Origin of the sequence: Simplicispira sedimenti (assembly GCF_022760965.1) — a bacterium.
GTDB lineage: Bacteria > Pseudomonadota > Gammaproteobacteria > Burkholderiales > Burkholderiaceae_C > Simplicispira > Simplicispira sedimenti.
In genome coordinates this window covers 117,342-131,869 of record NZ_JAKVIJ010000003.1, presented here as the reverse complement: position 1 = coordinate 131,869, position 14,528 = coordinate 117,342, and the positions used below count along the sequence as shown (strand labels likewise).

Here is a 14,528-nt window from a genome sequence, read left to right as displayed (position 1 = left end):
CCGTCACATGCGGATGGCCTGCGCCGGATCCATGGCCGCCGCTCGGCGCGCCGGCGCCACGGCGGCGAGCACCCCGCAGAGCGTGGCGATCAGCGCCACGCGCAGCGCGGTGGGCACCGGCACGGTGATGGCAAACAGCGGCAGCCCATCCGAGCCGCGCACAAACGTGGTGAAGGCCCAGACCAGCGCCACCGCCAGGGCGATGCCCAGCAGCGAGCCCAGCGCCCCCACCACCGCGCCCTGCAGCAGGAAGACACGCTGCATCTGACCGCGCGTGGCGCCCATGGCGCGCAGGATGCCGATCTCGCGCCCCTTTTGCACGACAGAAACCACCAGCACGCTGGCAATGCCCAGCACCACCACCACGAGCACCACCGCGCGGATGATGGTGGTGCTGACGCTCTGCGCGTTGAGCGCCGAAACGAGTTGGGCGTTGCTCTCCTGCCAGCTTTCCACGCGCAGCGGGTGCTGGCGGCGCAGGCTGTCGGCCAGGGCCTGCGCGGCCCAGACGTCGGCCACCGTCAGGTCCAGGTGCGTAGCGCCGCCGGGCAGTCCCTGCAGGTTTTGCGCGGCGCGCAGGGGCACGATCACGGTGCGGCGGTTGAGGTCCTTCACGCCCAGGTCCACCAGCGCGGTCACACGCGCAGCGTCACTCACCAGGCCGGTGCGCAGGGTGAGGCGGTCGCCCACGCGCAGGCCCAGGTCGGCGGCCAGCTCGCGGCCGATGATGGCCTCGCCCGGCTGCAGGCTGGCGCGCCCCGCCACCACCTTGGAACGCAGGTTGACGATGCGGTCGTAGCGCTCCAGCTCCACCCCCATCAGCGCAATGGCCAGAGCCGCCTCGCCGCGCAGCGCCAGGCCCGCGCCTGACACCATGGGCGACACCGCTGCCACGCCCGGCGTGGACTGCAGCACCGGCAGCAGCGCCTGCCAGTTGGCCACGGAGCGCAGGCGCTGGGCGCGCGGCTGGGTATCGCTGAGCACGGCCGTGCCGGCCTCCAGGCGGGCGGCTGGCGTTACCATATCCTCAGGCGCGCGCAGGCTGATGTGCGCCTGCGCGCCCAGCGTCTTGGCCAGGGTGTTGGCCTGCAGCCCTTCGATGAGCGCAGAGATGTAGGCCACCACGGCGACCCCAGCCGCCACGCCCACGATGATGAGCAGGGTCTGCATGCGCCCCTCGCGCAGGAAGCGCCAGGCCACCTGCCACTCGAAGCCCGGCCAGTAGCGCCGCATCAGCGCCCCATGCCTTGGGCCAGGGCCGCACCGGCCGCGCCGCCCTCACCCATGCGCACCCCGGCAGCCGGCTCCCAGGGCACGGGCCGCGGGCGCACGCGCTGGCCTGGTTGCACGGCAGCGGCGCGCAGCACCCAGTCCTCGGCCGAGAGCCCCTCCTGCACCGCGAAGGCGTCGAGCGTGCGCAGGCCCACGCGCACACGGCGCAGTTCGGCCCGGCCGTCGCGGGCCACCAGCAGTTGCGCCACATCGCCGTCGATGGGCGTGCGCAGCACCGACAGCGGCAGCGCCAGGGCGCGCTCGCTGCGGCCGGTTTCCACCTCCACGGAGAGCGTCATGTCTTCGCGCAAAAAATCGGGTGGCGCCTTTTCCAGTGCCAGTTTGACCTCGATGGCACCGCGCTGCGCGTCTACCCCCGGAGCCAGGGACTGCACCCGCGCCGCGAACGGCTGACCGGCAAAGGCGTCGGCCAGCACGGCGGCACGCTGGCCCGGCTGCAACTGCTGCAGAAAGCGCTCGTCCACCTGGGCCACGAGCTGCGTGGGGCCGTCCAGCGCCAGCGTCAGCAGAGCCTTGCCGGGCTGCACGATCTGGCCCGGCTCCACGCTGCGCAGGATCACGCGCCCATCGCCGCCCGCGCGCAGCGCGGTCTGCGCCAGCCGGGCCTGGGCTGCCTGGGTGGCGGCGCGCGCGGCGTCCCACTGGGCCTGGGCCTGCGCGGTATCGGCACCGGCATCGCCCTGGGCCTGCCACTGGGCCTGGGCAGCGGCCTGCTGGGCCAGCGCCACATCGAGCGCACGGCGCGCTTCGTCGCGCTGGGCCGGGCTGTAGAAGCCCTGGGCCACCAACGGCTCCACGCGCTCGAACTGGGCCCGTGCGGCGCGCACGCTGGCGTCGGCCTGGGCCAGCGCCGCCTGCGCCGCCTGGCGGCCCGTGCCGCGCAGGCCCGCCAGACGCGCACGCGCCTGCTGCTCGACCGCCTGGGCCTGCGCCAAGGCGGCCTGGGCCTCGTCGGATTCAAGCTGCACCAGCACCTGGCCGGCGCGCACGTGCGCGCCCTCATCCACCGCCACGCGCGCCACGCGTGCCGTCACCGTGCTGCCCAGCTCCACCCGCGTGAGGCTTTCCACGCGCGCGGAGAACTGCAGGCTGCGCACCAGCAGCCCCTGGCGCGGCTGCACGGCATCGACCGGCGCGGGCCGGGCGGCCAGCCAGGCCGCGCCCACCAGCAGCAGCACCAGCGCGCCCGCCACGAGGGCGCGGCGCCCGTGCAGCGCTGTCATGCGCCGGCCCCGAACAGATCGGCCCCACCCCGCCCCGCAGGCGGCTGCAGCCCCAGGTGACGCCACGCAGCCTGGGTGGCGATGCGCCCGCGCGGCGTGCGTTGCAGATAGCCCTGCTGGATGAGGTAGGGCTCGATCACATCCTCGATGGTGCCGGCCTCTTCGCCAATGCTCGCAGCGATGTTGTCCAACCCCACCGGGCCGCCGTCAAAGCGGTGGATCACGGCCTCCAGGAGCTTGCGATCCATCACGTCGAAGCCCTGCGGGTCCACGTCGAGCATGGCCAGCGCGCGGTGGGCCATGTCCTGCGTGATGCGGCCGTCGCCCTTGACTTCGGCATAGTCGCGCACGCGGCGCAGCAGGCGGTTGGCGATGCGCGGCGTGCCGCGCGAGCGGCGCGCGATCTCGAAGCCGCCCGCGTCGTCGATGGGCGCGCCCAGCAGCCCCGCGCTGCGCATCACGATGCGCGCCAGCTCCTCGGGCGTGTAGAACTCCAGCCGCGCCACGATGCCGAAGCGGTCGCGCAGCGGGTTGGTGAGCATGCCCGCGCGCGTGGTGGCGCCCACCAGCGTGAAGGGCTGCAGGTCGAGCTTGATGCTGCGCGCCGCCGGCCCCTCGCCGATCATGATGTCGATCTGGTAGTCCTCCAGCGCGGGGTACAAGATCTCCTCGACCACGGGCGAGAGGCGGTGGATCTCGTCGATGAACAGCACATCGTTGCGCTCCAGGTTGGTCAGCAGCGCGGCGAGGTCCTTGGGCTTTTCCAGCACCGGGCCGCTGGTCTGGCGCAGGTTCACGCCCAGTTCGGCGGCGATGATGTGCGACAGCGTGGTCTTGCCCAGCCCGGGCGGGCCGAACAGCAGCACATGGTCCAGCGCCTCCGCGCGCTTTTTCGCCGCACCGATGAAGATTTCGAGCTGCTCACGTGCCTTGGCCTGGCCCACGTACTCCTGCAGCAGCTTGGGCCGCAGGGCGCGCTCCAGGGCTTCCTCCTGAGGCGAAGAAGGCGCTGCAGACACGACCCGCTTGGGGGGGGCGGGAGTGAAATCGTCGGTGTGGATGGTCATGCTTGACTGCACGACGCTCTATTTAGTGGTCCAAGCGTAATAAACCGGACCTTCATAGGAAAATTCTTTATTATATGCAATCACGAAATCTCTTTCCAAAGTATTGATCGTATAAAAATGCGCGCCAGTTTTGGAATTAAAAAACCTATACATTGCCACACTGTCATTTCCACCTCCCTGCTGCGCATACCATTGCGAGCCTTCAAAATTATAGTTTTTCAAAAGTGCGATAACATTATCGCGCTCCGAAGGACTGATGGTATAAAAGTGCGCTCCTGAAACAGAATTGTAAAATCGATAGACTGGACTGAGTCCCGACCCCGCCCCTGCATAAGCATAAAACAAGGCCCCTTCATAATTGAATTCCTTAAGAGACGCAATGATATTGTCTCGCTCCGGAACGCTCATAGTATAAAAATGTGCACCAGTTTTTGTATTATAGAACCTATAAACCGGAACCCGCTTGTATCCTTCTGTTGCAGATGCAAGCCATTCTTTTATTTTTGCAGCGTATGCAACGTCAAACCGTCCGTAAATATCCAAGGAATTGGTTGTCGTGCATGCTGCCGCTCCGCCATACAAGGTGCCAATCACATAGCCATCCTTCCATATCGCAGAACCACTACTACCACCCTCAGTTGTGCCTTGAGACCAGTTAACTGTGTAGAATTTTCCAGTAGTTCCAAAACAACTGAATTCACTACCTTCTCCCGGAAAGCACGAAGTGAAGCCCCTCAAACTGCCAAAACTGATTTTTTGCAAATCCCCTCGAGGATGATGTATCCCTACCACCGAAGCGCCAAAACCCTGCGCACTTGCATCCCACCCCGCAAAGGTGGCACCCGCTGGCGGTGTGTCTGTCAAGCGCATAAACGATATATCTGTTTCCGTGGACGCATAAAGAAGAGTAGCCCCATTAAATCTTCTAGAAGTGCTATTAGAAAGCGTCAAATTATTACAACTAGGAGATCTATAAAACCAGTCTGTTTGGAGTGTGCTAGCAACCGTCTGACTGGAAATACAATGATTTGCGCTCAAAAAATAGGGCGTGCCACTCCCTTCTTTGTCGTTCAACAAAGTCCCTGAGCAGACATAAGTCTGCCCGTTTCGGGTGAATAACATGCGCGCAACAGCATTGCGTTTACTGGCATGCTCGTCATAACAATTTGAATCGAGATGGCAACTCGCAGATTCACCAATCTTTGCGAATCTTAACTCCCGTTCGGTAGGCAACGAAATATTTTCGAAAATTTCAGATACTGCTGGAATAGTGAAACTAACATTATTTACGTCAATCCCTGGCGGCAATTCTATTTCGAGGACAACATGCGCGTGCCCAATATCCGGAGTCCACCATGTGCGCCCTTCGTCAGAAAGGTCGCCAGAATCTAAATTGATCTTTATCATCTGCAGAATTTGCGCACCAGACAATTGAAAGACCATCTCCGGGCGCTCTGGAGAATATACACGCACAATAGCCTCCCCTGGAAGCATGGAAATACGCACCCCCATGCGCAGTCCAAAGGCGTCATTTAGTTTGAAACCCAGGGCAGATTTCCATCCATTAGATGGGGTTTTCTCCCATTGCAAGTGGTTTTTTATACCCTGCACAGTTCGAGTTTGCTCAACAGTACGGGAATGCCCAATCAAACGAGCGCCTCTCATCTCCACAAGCTGCACCTTAGGCTTTGCCACATTGCCCAAGCCAATGATGCTGGGCTTCACGCGGTCAGAAACCGGCGCTGACTTGACACTGCTAGGTTCCTGAACAGCATCTGCGGATTGCACGCGTGACTCCACACGCGTGACCATGGAAACTTGCTCCCCAGAACCTCCGCCACATCCTGCGATCAATACTGAAAGCAAGATCCCGCCCAACTGTCTCTTGTTACGTTGCTCCATAAATGAAACCATATTTTTCCTTTCGGTGGGTGGCTGAACAGGTCGCCACTATTTCGCCAGCGCCTTGAGCGCCAGCTTGATCCCCTCACTGACCGCCACATCCCCAGGCAAAGCCTTGAGTGCAGCCGCCGCTTCCTTGTCGTTGTACCCCAAAGCGAGCAGCGCCTGAAGAATATCGCCCTGCGCACCGCTGGCCTGGGCAGCGCTTGCCGTACCCAATGTATCGCCCAATTTGCCCTTGAGTTCCAGTAACAAGCGCTCGGCGGTCTTCTTGCCGATACCCGGCACCTTGACCAGCCGCCCGGCCTCCTGCAAGGCCACGGCCTGGGTCAGATCGTCCACGTCCATGCCGCTGAGGATGGACAGCGCTGTGCGCGGCCCCACGCCGGATATCTTGATGAGTTCACGAAACGCCGCGCGCTCGCGCGCCGTGGCAAAGCCATACAGCAATTGCGCATCCTCGCGCACGATGAACTGGGTGAGCAGGCTCACCGTCTGGCCCACCGCAGGCAGGTTGTAGAACGTGCTCATGGGCACCTGCACCTCGTAGCCCACGCCATGACAGTCCACCAGCACTTCGGGCGGGTTCTTTTCCAGCAGCTGGCCGGTCAATTTGCCTATCATTGAAATCCTTTGCCGCGACGAGGCGGCCAACGACTGGGATTATCCGCGTGATACTGCGCCACACCTTCACCCCCCACAACAACATCCGCCTCACGCACCTGTGCGGCCCGGCCGACAGCCACCTGCGCACCATCGAGGCGGCGCTGCAGGTGAGCATTGCGCACCGGCACGAGCAGTTCAAGGTGGACGGCCCGAAGGCCCGCGCCACGCAGGCGCTGGAGGTGCTGCAGGCCGTCTACGAACTGGCCGACCGCCCCATCACCGAAGAGCACCTGCAGCTCATGCTGGTGGGCGACAGCGCCCTGGCCGCCGAAACCGAGGGCGGCCCGGCGCCGCTGAACACCCGCCGCGCCGACCTGCGCGCGCGCACACCCACGCAGGCCCTGTACCTCGACAACATCGCCACGCACGACATCACCTTCGGCATCGGCCCGGCGGGCACCGGCAAGACCTACCTCGCCGTGGCCTGCGCGGTCGATGCCCTGGAACGCAGCAACGTGCAGCGCATCGTGCTCACGCGACCGGCCGTGGAAGCAGGCGAGCGCCTGGGCTTCCTGCCCGGCGACCTCGCGCAGAAGGTGGACCCCTACCTGCGCCCGCTGTACGACGCCCTCTACGACCTCATGGGCTACGACAAGGTACAGAAGGCCTTCGAGCGCAATGCGCTGGAAATCGCGCCGCTGGCCTTCATGCGCGGGCGCACGCTGAACAACGCCTTCGTCATCCTCGACGAGGCGCAGAACACCACGCCCGAACAGATGAAGATGTTCCTCACGCGCATCGGCTTCGGCTCGCGCGCCGTCGTCACCGGCGACGTGAGCCAGATCGACCTGCCCAAGGGGGCGCTGAGCGGCCTGGTCGACGCCGAACGGGTGCTCAAGCGCGTCAAGGGCATCGCGGTGACACGCTTCACCAGTGCCGACGTGGTGCGCCACCCGCTGGTGGCGCGCATCGTCGATGCCTACGACGCCCAGCGAGGCCGCCGCAGCGCCGACTGACACCCACAAATACTCATAAATCAATAGCTGCTCGCGCAATCAGGACGGGCGCTGGAGGCCAAAATGGCTCTAAACCACCTCACCCTCTCCCTGCAGTTTGCCCGCAGCGACGACACAGCGGCCCACCGCGCCGTGCTGCCGCGCCACAAGGTCGCGCGCTGGATCCGCCACGCCCTCGCCCAGGACGCCGAAATCACCGTACGCATCGTCGGCGAGGACGAAGGCCGCCAGCTCAACCGCGACTACCGGCACAAGGACTACGCCACCAACGTGCTGACCTTCGACTACACGCAGGAGCCGGTGGTCACCGCCGACCTGGTGCTCTGCGCCCCCGTGGTCGAGCGCGAGGCACGCGAGCAGAACAAAAGCCTGGAAGAGCACTACGCCCACCTGCTGGTGCACGGCACGCTGCATGCCCAGGGCTGGGACCACGAAACCAGCGAGCAGGATGCACAGGAGATGGAGGCCTACGAAACTTCCATCCTGCAGGAACTGGGCTACGCCGACCCCTACGCCCCATAGCCTGCCCCGCGACCGCACACCCTCCGGCAAAGCAGTTGGTACTTTTGAGGTGCCAATCTACCCATCAGCTTCAAAAATCTCCACCTAAGATAGCCGCAATAGCCCGCAATCATCTTTGAACAGGCCCTTACGGACCCGGGCCTGAAGGAGACCCCTTGGACACCATCCTGCTGCTCGCCGCCGCCTTCATCGCTGGCGCCCTCAACGCCGTCGCCGGAGGCGGCAGCTTTCTGACCCTGCCCGCGCTCGTGTTCACCGGCGTGCCGCCCGTGGCAGCCAATGCCACGGGCACGGTGGCGCTGCTGCCAGGGTATATCGCCGGGGCCTGGGGCTTTCGTGAAGACACCGCGCCGCCACCGGGCCTGTCGATGCGGCTGCTGGTGGTGCTCTCGCTGGTAGGCGGTGCAGCCGGCGCGGCGCTGCTGCTGGTCACCCCCGACGCCACCTTCCGCAAGGTGGTGCCCTGGCTGCTGCTGGCGGCCACGGCGCTGTTCGCCTTCGGGCCCTGGCTGCGCGCGCGGCTCGCGGGCGGCAAGCCCTCCACCGCCCGCGCCACCGTCGGCGTGCTGGCCGTGGCGGGCTACGGCGGCTACTTCAACGGCGGGCTGGGCATCCTGCTGCTGGCTCTGTTCGGCCTGCTGGGCCAGACCAACCTCAACGCCATGAACGGGCTGAAGAACTGGGTGTCGGCCTTGCTGACAGCCATCGCCGTGGCCATCTACGCCGCAGGCGGCGTGGTGCATTGGCCCCAGGCACTGCTGATGATGCTGGCCGCCACGGCCGGCGGCTACGGCGGCGCGCGCGTGGCGCGCAGGCTGCCCGCGCCGGTGCTGCGCTGGGGCATTGTGGCCACAGGCCTGGTGATGGCGGGGCTGTTCTTCTGGCGGCAGTGAACAACCACACAACGCCTCCCCCCGGCCCAAGACACACAAACGAGCGCGCGCTCTGGGTCATGCTGCTGGCGCTGCTCAGCGGCTTCGCGCTCAGCCAGGCGTTCCGCACCACCACCGCCATCCTGGCCCAGGGGCTGACGGCGGAGTTCGGGCTGTCCGCCCAGTCGCTGGGCGCCTTCGCCGGGCTGTTCGGTCTTTCCTTCGGAGTGGCCCAACTGTTGATGGGCGTGGGCCTGGACCTGTACGGTCTGCGCCGCACCGTGCTCACCGCCTTTCCGCTGGCGATTGCCGGTGCGACACTCTCCGCTCTGGCACCTGGCTATGCCGGGCTGATGGCGGGCCAGTTGCTGATCGGCATGGGCTGCTCGCCCGCCTTCCTGGCGTGCACGCTGTTCATCGCGCGGCACTTTCCGGCGGATCGCTTCGCTTTTCTCTCGGGCGTGGCCATGGGCGTGGGCGGGCTGGGCCTGCTATTCACCGGCACCCCGCTCGCCTGGCTGGTGCAGCACGGCGGCTGGCGCACCGGATACGCAGCGCTGGCCGGCTTGAGCGCGCTGTCGTGGCTGCTGATCTACCTGCGCGTGCACGAGCCCCCACTGCCCACCCCGCCCGCAGCCGCGCAAGAAACCTGGGGCCAGGCCCTGCGCGGCTTTGCCGAGCTGCTGCTCCTGCCCCACACCTGGGGCATCCTGCTGCTGGGCATGTCGGGCTACGCTGCCTTCCTGTCCCTGCGCGGCCTGTGGCTGGCGCCGCTGCTGATGGACCGCTTCCACTTCACGCTGGTGGACAGCGGCAACGTCGCACTCGCCCTGTCGCTCATCGCGCTGTTCGCACCCGGCCTGTCGGGCCGGCTGGACCCCGGCACCGCAAAGCGCCGGCCATGGATCGCCAACGCCTCGCTGCTGATGGCCGCGCTGTTCGTGGCGCTGGCACTGCTGCGTCAGCAGGCCGGCGCCAGCGTGGCGCTGATCCTGCTGATGGGCCTGCTGTCGGGCTATGGCGTGCTGCAGTACGCCGACGTGCGCGCCTCCTACCCACCCGCGCTGACGGGCCGCGCCCTGTCGGCCTTCACCATGGCCATGTTCCTGGGCGTGGCGCTGATGCAGTGGTTCACCGGCATCGTCGCCACCTGGGCCGAGCAGCGCGGCACCGACCCGCACACCGCCGTCATGCTGGCCATTGCGGGCTGGCTGGCGCTGGCTTCGCTGGCGTTTCGGGTACTGCCGAAGTCACCATTGCTGGCCAACCAAAAATAAAAAAACAACCTCAGCGCATATCTATCAAGCGCCAGCAGCTATCATTTTTGAATCGAACCCGGGCATGGTTCCATGCGCATCGGAATCGTCACCGGCCCGTCGTTGACCAGGTGCACCTGCATGTCGGCGGCAAACCGGCCCGTCTGCACCACGGGGTGCGCGGCGCGCGCCTGGGCGACCACGTAGTCGAACAGCCGCCGCCCCTCATCGGGCGCGGCGGCCTGGCTGAAGCCGGGGCGGTTGCCGCTGGAGGTGTCGGCGGCCAGGGTGAACTGGCTCACCAGCAGCAGGCCGCCACCGATGTCCTGCACGCTGCGGTTCATCTTGCCAGCCTCGTCGCTGAAGATGCGCAGCTTGAGGATCTTGGACAGCAGCCTGTCGGCCTCCTGCTCGGTGTCGCCGCGCTCGGCGCACACCAGCACCAGCAGGCCCGCGCCGATGGCGCCCACGGTCTCGCCCGCCACATCCACGCGCGCCTGGCTCACCCTTTGCAGAATCGCAATCATTTCAGTGCTCCAAGGCACATGCAACCGGCGCGGCCCAAGCCAGCGGCCACCGCGCAAGGGCCGCCCCGCCGCGCTGGTGGCGTCTCCCTGCCCGCATTGCGCAGCAATGCGAGAGCGGGGGGAAGGAGCGCAGCGACACAGGGGGGTGTTCCATCACACATCCTTCGGGTCGTCAAAATGGGCCTCTACGTCGGTGGGCAGCAGCTCGATGGTGGCGCGCAGGCCGGGCACGGCGGCCATCAGGGCGCGCTCGACCTGGCCGCGCAGCTCGGCGGCATGGTGCAGGGTCCAGTCGGCCGGCATGTGCATGTGCATATCGACAAAGCGGCGCTGCCCGGCGCGGCGCGTGGACACATGGTCGAAGCGCAGCGCCCCCGGCGGCTGGCCCTGCACGAAGCCTTGCAGCGTGGCCTCGATGGTGGCCTGCACCTCGGGTTCGGCGGCCTCGTCCATCAGGCCCTGCGTCGAGCGCCAGACCAGTTCCAGGCCTTCCTTGAGGATGTTGAGCGCCACCAGGATGGCTGCCGCGGCATCCAGCCACAACCAGCCTGTGAGGGCCGCGCCCACCAGACCCACCAGCACGCCGGCCGAGGTCCAGACATCGGTGACGAGGTGGCGCGCATCGGCCTCCAGCGCGATCGAACGGTGCTCGCGCGCGGCGCGGAACATGGCCCAGGCCAGCAGGCCGTTGAGCGCCGAGCTGAGCACCGACAGCCCCAGGCCCCAGCCCACCTGTTCCAGCGGCTGCGGGTCGAACAGCCGGTGCCCGGCCGCCCAGAGGATGCCGCCGGCCACGCCCACGATGAGCAGGCCCTCGAAGCCCGAGGAAAAGTACTCGGCCTTGTGGTGGCCATAAGGGTGGTTGTCGTCGGCCGGCAACTGCGCCACCGTCACCATGGCCAGGGCGAACACCGCGCTGGCGAGGTTGACGAAGGACTCCATGGCGTCCGACAGCAGGCCCACCGAACCCGTCACGTACCAGGCCAGGGTCTTGAGCGTGATGGTGAGCAGGGCCACGCCCACCGAGGCGCGCAGCAGGTTGGCGGGCGTCAGCCAGGGGCGAGGGAATGGGGCATTGGAAGACATGGCCCGGATTACACCAGACCCGCACCACCCCACCCCGTGCCAGAATCGCCGCCATGAACAAGGCATGGCACCGCCGCACCGCCGCCGCGCTGGCCTGCATCCTGGCCGCCGGTGGTGGTGCCGGGTGGCTGGCGCACGCGCGCCTGCAGCAGCTGCAGGCGTCCTTCGAGACCGACGCGCGCATCGTGCACCGCCTGCTGAGCCAGCGCGCGGTGCAGCACGACGCCATCCTCTCCACCCTGGCGCTGCTGCAGCCCGCCGAGCCCGGCCAGGGCGGCGCCGACGCCGCGCTGCCGCGCCTGCCCTCGGTGTACCCGCAGATCCTCGACGTGCTGCGCCGCCCGGCCGATGGCGCCTGGCCCGCCGCCGCGCCCGGGCTCGACACCGCCGAGGCCGCCTCGCGCGCCGCCGGCCACGCCACGCTGGCCCGGCCCGACCTCGCTGCAGGGCGCTACCACCTGGTGCTGGCCAGCACGCCGGCCAGCTACGCGCTGCACATCGACCTGCACGCCACCGTGCCGCGCGACGAATGGCCCATGGACCGCGCCGCCAGCCCCGTGCGCGTGACGCTGGAGCACGCCGGCCAGGCCTTCACCATCCAGAGCGGCCGCACGCCGGAGCGGGGCTGGGCCTACGGATTTCGCAAGACCCTGGCCTCACCGAGCCAGCCGCTCGATGTCGTGGCACGGCGCGTGGTCGGTTGGGACGAGCTGCCCTGGTTCGCCATGCTGGGCTGGTGCGCGGCCACCGCCGCCGCCGCCGTGGCCATGCGCATGCTGTGGCGCCACCGCGTGGCGCGCCGGCGTGCCGAGGAGCTGCTGCGCCTGGGCCAGGTGGCGCGCCTGAACACCCTGGGCGAGCTCGCCGCCGGCATGGCGCACGAGCTCAACCAGCCCCTCACCGCGCTGCTCTCGGGCACGCAGGCCGCGCAGCGCCTGCTGTGCGACGACCCGCCCGACCTGGAGACCGCGCGCACCGCCATGGCGCGCGCCGTGGAGCAGGCGCGCCGCGCCTCCGACGTGGTGGGCCGGCTGCGCCGCCTGGTCGAGCGCCCCGACCTCGCCAGCCAGGCGCAGCCGCTGCAGCTGCCCGCCGCCGTGCACGACGCGCTGCACCTGCTGGAACCCGAATGCCGCGCCCGCGCCGTGGTGCCCGAGGTGCACGCCGAGCCCAACCTGCCCGCCGTGCTCGCCGAGCCCGTGGCGCTGCAACAGATCGTGCACAACCTCGTGGTGAACGCGCTGCAGGCGCTGGAACAGGTGCCTGCCGCCGAGCGCCGGCTGGAACTGCACCTCACCGCACCCACCCCCGGCCAGGTGCAGCTCACCGTGCGCGACCACGGCCCGGGCATCCCGCCCGAGGCGCGCGAGCGCCTGTTCGAGCCCTTCTTCACCACGCGCGCAGGCGGCCTCGGCCTGGGCCTGCCGCTGTGCGAAAGCCTGGCCCAGGCCATGGGCGCCAGCCTCCAGCTCGCCCCCGGCCACGGCCGGGGCGCGGCCTTCGTGCTCCGCCTGCCCGCCGCCACCTCCAAGCCATGAACGACAGCGCCCCGTCCCTCTCGCCCCTCATCCACCTCGTGGACGACGACGCCGCCGTGCGCGAGGGTCTCTCCCTGCTCATCGCCACCGTGGGCCTGCGCGTGCAGGCCTGGGCCGATCCGCAAGCCTTCCTGGCGGGCTTTGACCGCGCCAGCATCGGCGCCGTCGTGCTCGACGTGCGCATGCCCGGCACCAGCGGCCTGGCCGTGCTGGAGCAGCTCCAGGCCCGGGGGGCGGACCAGCCCGTGGTCCTGCTCACCGGCCACGGCACGGTGGACATGTGCCGCCGCGCCTTCAAGGCCGGCGCGGCCGAGTTCCTCGAAAAACCGGTGCACGACGAGGTGCTCATCGAGGCCCTGCAAAACGCCGTGCGCCAGCATGTGCGCTCGCGCGAGCGCCACCAGGCCGACCAGCAGGCGCGCGAGCGCCACGCCCAGCTCTCGGCGCGCGAGCGCGAGGTGCTGGGCCTGATCGTCGAGGGGCTGACGAACAAGGAGATCGGCCGCGCGCTCGAACTCTCGCCCCGCACGGTGGAAACGCACCGCGCCAACCTGTTCGCCAAGCTGGGCGTGGACTCTCTGGCCCAGCTCATCCGGCGCTACGCCGCGCTCGTAGATACCCACCCAGACCCGTGAAACGCTGTTGACTTCGCCAGTGGCCGCCGCGCAAGGGCCGCCAGCATTCCCACGTGCGGGCGCTGGGAGCGTCCCCCTTCCCCATCGCGCAGCGATGCCAGAGAAGGGGCTGAGGGGCGCGGCTCCAAGCCTGCCTGCGCAGGCTTGGACGTCCCCGAAGGGTTGCCGTCTCTGGCGGCCGCATGGAGGCGCGCAGCGCCACAGGGGGTTGCCTCCTCAGTATTTCTACGGAGCCTTGCGCGTAGCCGTCCGCATGGCGCCGCACGGCGGCTTTTTCTACAGTTCTCCCACGGCGCCGCAACGGGTGGCGCCGAAGCACAAACACCGGAGAACACCATGCACCACATCCTCAAGACCACCGCCTTCGCCCTCGCCTTCATCGCCACGGCCGCCAGCGCCGAAGGCGTGCGCACCGAGCGCAACATGTCGCTCGACCTGGCCAACCAGATCGCCGCGCACACCGTCGCCGCCTGCACCGCCGGCGGCTACAACGTGACGGCCACCGTGGTCGACCGCGCCGGCACCGTGCGCGCCGTGCAGCGCGCCGACAACGCCGGCCCGCACACGCTGGAGGCCAGCCGCCTCAAGGCCTACACCTCGGCCTCGGCCAAGAACACCACGCTGGCCATCATGGAAGGTTCGCAGAAGAACCCCGCCGCGGCCAACCTGGGCCAGATCCCTGGCTACCTGCTGCTGGGCGGCGGCGTGCCGGTGAAGGTGGGCAACGAGGTCATCGGCGCCGTGGGCGTGGGCGGCGCGCCCGGCGGCCACCTGGACGAGCAGTGCGCCATGGCGGCCCTCGCCAAGGTCCAAGACCAACTGAAGTGAAACACCCCCCTGTGGCGCTACGCGCCTTCCCCCTTCTCTGGCATCGCTGCGCGATGCGGAAGGGGGACGCCACCAGCGCGGCGGGGCGGCCCTTGCGCGGTGGCCACTGGCCTGGGCAGCACCAGCAGCCAAGGCCGCAGATCCTGTGCAGCACAGA

Annotated in this window: 14 protein-coding genes; 7 read left to right on the top strand and 7 right to left on the bottom strand. The window is 67.8% G+C overall.

Annotated features, from left to right (window positions below):
• Positions 1 to 3: 3 nt before the first annotated feature.
• From MJ602_RS04825 to ruvA, 5 genes are read right to left on the bottom strand one after another with little or no spacing between them, the layout of a single operon-like run.
• Positions 4 to 1,233, bottom strand: coding sequence for an ABC transporter permease (locus MJ602_RS04825; protein ID WP_243019694.1), 1,230 nt, complete (start codon positions 1,231 to 1,233; stop codon positions 4 to 6).
• Positions 1,233 to 2,516 carry an efflux RND transporter periplasmic adaptor subunit gene (locus MJ602_RS04820; RefSeq protein WP_243019692.1) on the bottom strand — a complete coding sequence of 428 codons (1,284 nt, stop codon included), beginning with the start codon at positions 2,514 to 2,516 and terminating at the stop codon, positions 1,233 to 1,235. Before MJ602_RS04820 ends, MJ602_RS04825 begins: the two co-directional genes overlap by 1 nt.
• A complete protein-coding gene (gene ruvB / locus MJ602_RS04815; RefSeq protein ID WP_243019691.1) occupies positions 2,513 to 3,583 on the bottom strand; it encodes a Holliday junction branch migration DNA helicase RuvB in 1,071 nt (356 codons plus the stop codon). The genes MJ602_RS04820 and ruvB overlap by 4 nt, the downstream gene beginning before the upstream one ends.
• An 18-nt stretch (positions 3,584 to 3,601) precedes the next feature.
• A complete protein-coding gene (locus MJ602_RS04810) occupies positions 3,602 to 5,485 on the bottom strand; it encodes a trypsin-like peptidase domain-containing protein (protein WP_243019690.1) in 1,884 nt (627 codons plus the stop codon).
• Positions 5,486 to 5,533: 48 nt separating this feature from the next.
• Positions 5,534 to 6,109, bottom strand: a complete 576-nt coding sequence (gene ruvA / locus MJ602_RS04805; protein ID WP_162017535.1) for a Holliday junction branch migration protein RuvA — start codon at positions 6,107 to 6,109, stop codon at positions 5,534 to 5,536.
• 47 nt (positions 6,110 to 6,156) lie between these two features.
• Here ruvA and MJ602_RS04800 point away from each other — a divergent pair, with 47 nt between their 5' ends.
• From MJ602_RS04800 to MJ602_RS04785, 4 genes are all read left to right on the top strand, one after another.
• The gene (locus MJ602_RS04800) at positions 6,157 to 7,107 is read left to right on the top strand and encodes a PhoH family protein (RefSeq protein WP_243019688.1); all 951 of its coding nucleotides are present in this window, start codon (positions 6,157 to 6,159) and stop codon (positions 7,105 to 7,107) included.
• 63 nt (positions 7,108 to 7,170) lie between these two features.
• On the top strand, positions 7,171 to 7,629 hold the full coding sequence (gene ybeY, locus MJ602_RS04795; protein ID WP_243019686.1) for an rRNA maturation RNase YbeY: 459 nt from the start codon (positions 7,171 to 7,173) through the stop codon (positions 7,627 to 7,629).
• Positions 7,630 to 7,784: 155 nt separating this feature from the next.
• Complete coding sequence (locus MJ602_RS04790; protein WP_243019684.1) at positions 7,785 to 8,522, top strand: sulfite exporter TauE/SafE family protein; 738 nt, start codon at positions 7,785 to 7,787, stop codon at positions 8,520 to 8,522.
• Complete coding sequence (locus MJ602_RS04785; RefSeq protein WP_243019683.1) at positions 8,519 to 9,778, top strand: MFS transporter; 1,260 nt, start codon at positions 8,519 to 8,521, stop codon at positions 9,776 to 9,778. Before MJ602_RS04790 ends, MJ602_RS04785 begins: the two co-directional genes overlap by 4 nt.
• A 41-nt stretch (positions 9,779 to 9,819) precedes the next feature.
• Here the strand turns inward: MJ602_RS04785 and dtd are convergent, their stop codons facing one another.
• Positions 9,820 to 10,284 (bottom strand): D-aminoacyl-tRNA deacylase, encoded by a 465-nt coding sequence (dtd, locus tag MJ602_RS04780; protein ID WP_243019681.1) that lies wholly within the window; start codon positions 10,282 to 10,284, stop codon positions 9,820 to 9,822.
• 153 nt (positions 10,285 to 10,437) lie between these two features.
• Positions 10,438 to 11,370: a cation diffusion facilitator family transporter gene (locus MJ602_RS04775; protein ID WP_243019679.1), complete on the bottom strand. Its 933-nt coding sequence runs from the start codon at positions 11,368 to 11,370 to the stop codon at positions 10,438 to 10,440.
• Positions 11,371 to 11,423: 53 nt separating this feature from the next.
• Between MJ602_RS04775 and MJ602_RS04770 the strand changes: the two genes are divergently transcribed.
• From MJ602_RS04770 to MJ602_RS04760, 3 genes are all read left to right on the top strand, one after another.
• Entirely contained in the window at positions 11,424 to 12,908 is a 1,485-nt protein-coding gene (locus tag MJ602_RS04770; protein ID WP_243019677.1) for a sensor histidine kinase, read from the top strand.
• Positions 12,905 to 13,543 (top strand): response regulator transcription factor, encoded by a 639-nt coding sequence (locus MJ602_RS04765; protein WP_243019675.1) that lies wholly within the window; start codon positions 12,905 to 12,907, stop codon positions 13,541 to 13,543. Before MJ602_RS04770 ends, MJ602_RS04765 begins: the two co-directional genes overlap by 4 nt.
• A 336-nt stretch (positions 13,544 to 13,879) precedes the next feature.
• On the top strand, positions 13,880 to 14,371 hold the full coding sequence (locus MJ602_RS04760; protein ID WP_243019673.1) for a GlcG/HbpS family heme-binding protein: 492 nt from the start codon (positions 13,880 to 13,882) through the stop codon (positions 14,369 to 14,371).
• The last annotated feature ends 157 nt before the right edge of the window (positions 14,372 to 14,528 follow it).

Coding starts and splice junctions, on each gene's coding strand:
- MJ602_RS04825 (WP_243019694.1), bottom strand. CDS start 1,233: ATGCGGCGCTACTGGCCGGGCTTCGAGTGGCAGGTGGCCTGGCGCTTC.
- MJ602_RS04820 (WP_243019692.1), bottom strand. CDS start 2,516: ATGACAGCGCTGCACGGGCGCCGCGCCCTCGTGGCGGGCGCGCTGGTG.
- ruvB (WP_243019691.1), bottom strand. CDS start 3,583: ATGACCATCCACACCGACGATTTCACTCCCGCCCCCCCCAAGCGGGTC.
- MJ602_RS04810 (WP_243019690.1), bottom strand. CDS start 5,485: ATGGAGCAACGTAACAAGAGACAGTTGGGCGGGATCTTGCTTTCAGTA.
- ruvA (WP_162017535.1), bottom strand. CDS start 6,109: ATGATAGGCAAATTGACCGGCCAGCTGCTGGAAAAGAACCCGCCCGAA.
- ybeY (WP_243019686.1), top strand. CDS start 7,171: ATGGCTCTAAACCACCTCACCCTCTCCCTGCAGTTTGCCCGCAGCGAC.
- dtd (WP_243019681.1), bottom strand. CDS start 10,284: ATGATTGCGATTCTGCAAAGGGTGAGCCAGGCGCGCGTGGATGTGGCG.
- MJ602_RS04775 (WP_243019679.1), bottom strand. CDS start 11,370: ATGTCTTCCAATGCCCCATTCCCTCGCCCCTGGCTGACGCCCGCCAAC.
- MJ602_RS04770 (WP_243019677.1), top strand. CDS start 11,424: ATGAACAAGGCATGGCACCGCCGCACCGCCGCCGCGCTGGCCTGCATC.
- MJ602_RS04765 (WP_243019675.1), top strand. CDS start 12,905: ATGAACGACAGCGCCCCGTCCCTCTCGCCCCTCATCCACCTCGTGGAC.
- MJ602_RS04760 (WP_243019673.1), top strand. CDS start 13,880: ATGCACCACATCCTCAAGACCACCGCCTTCGCCCTCGCCTTCATCGCC.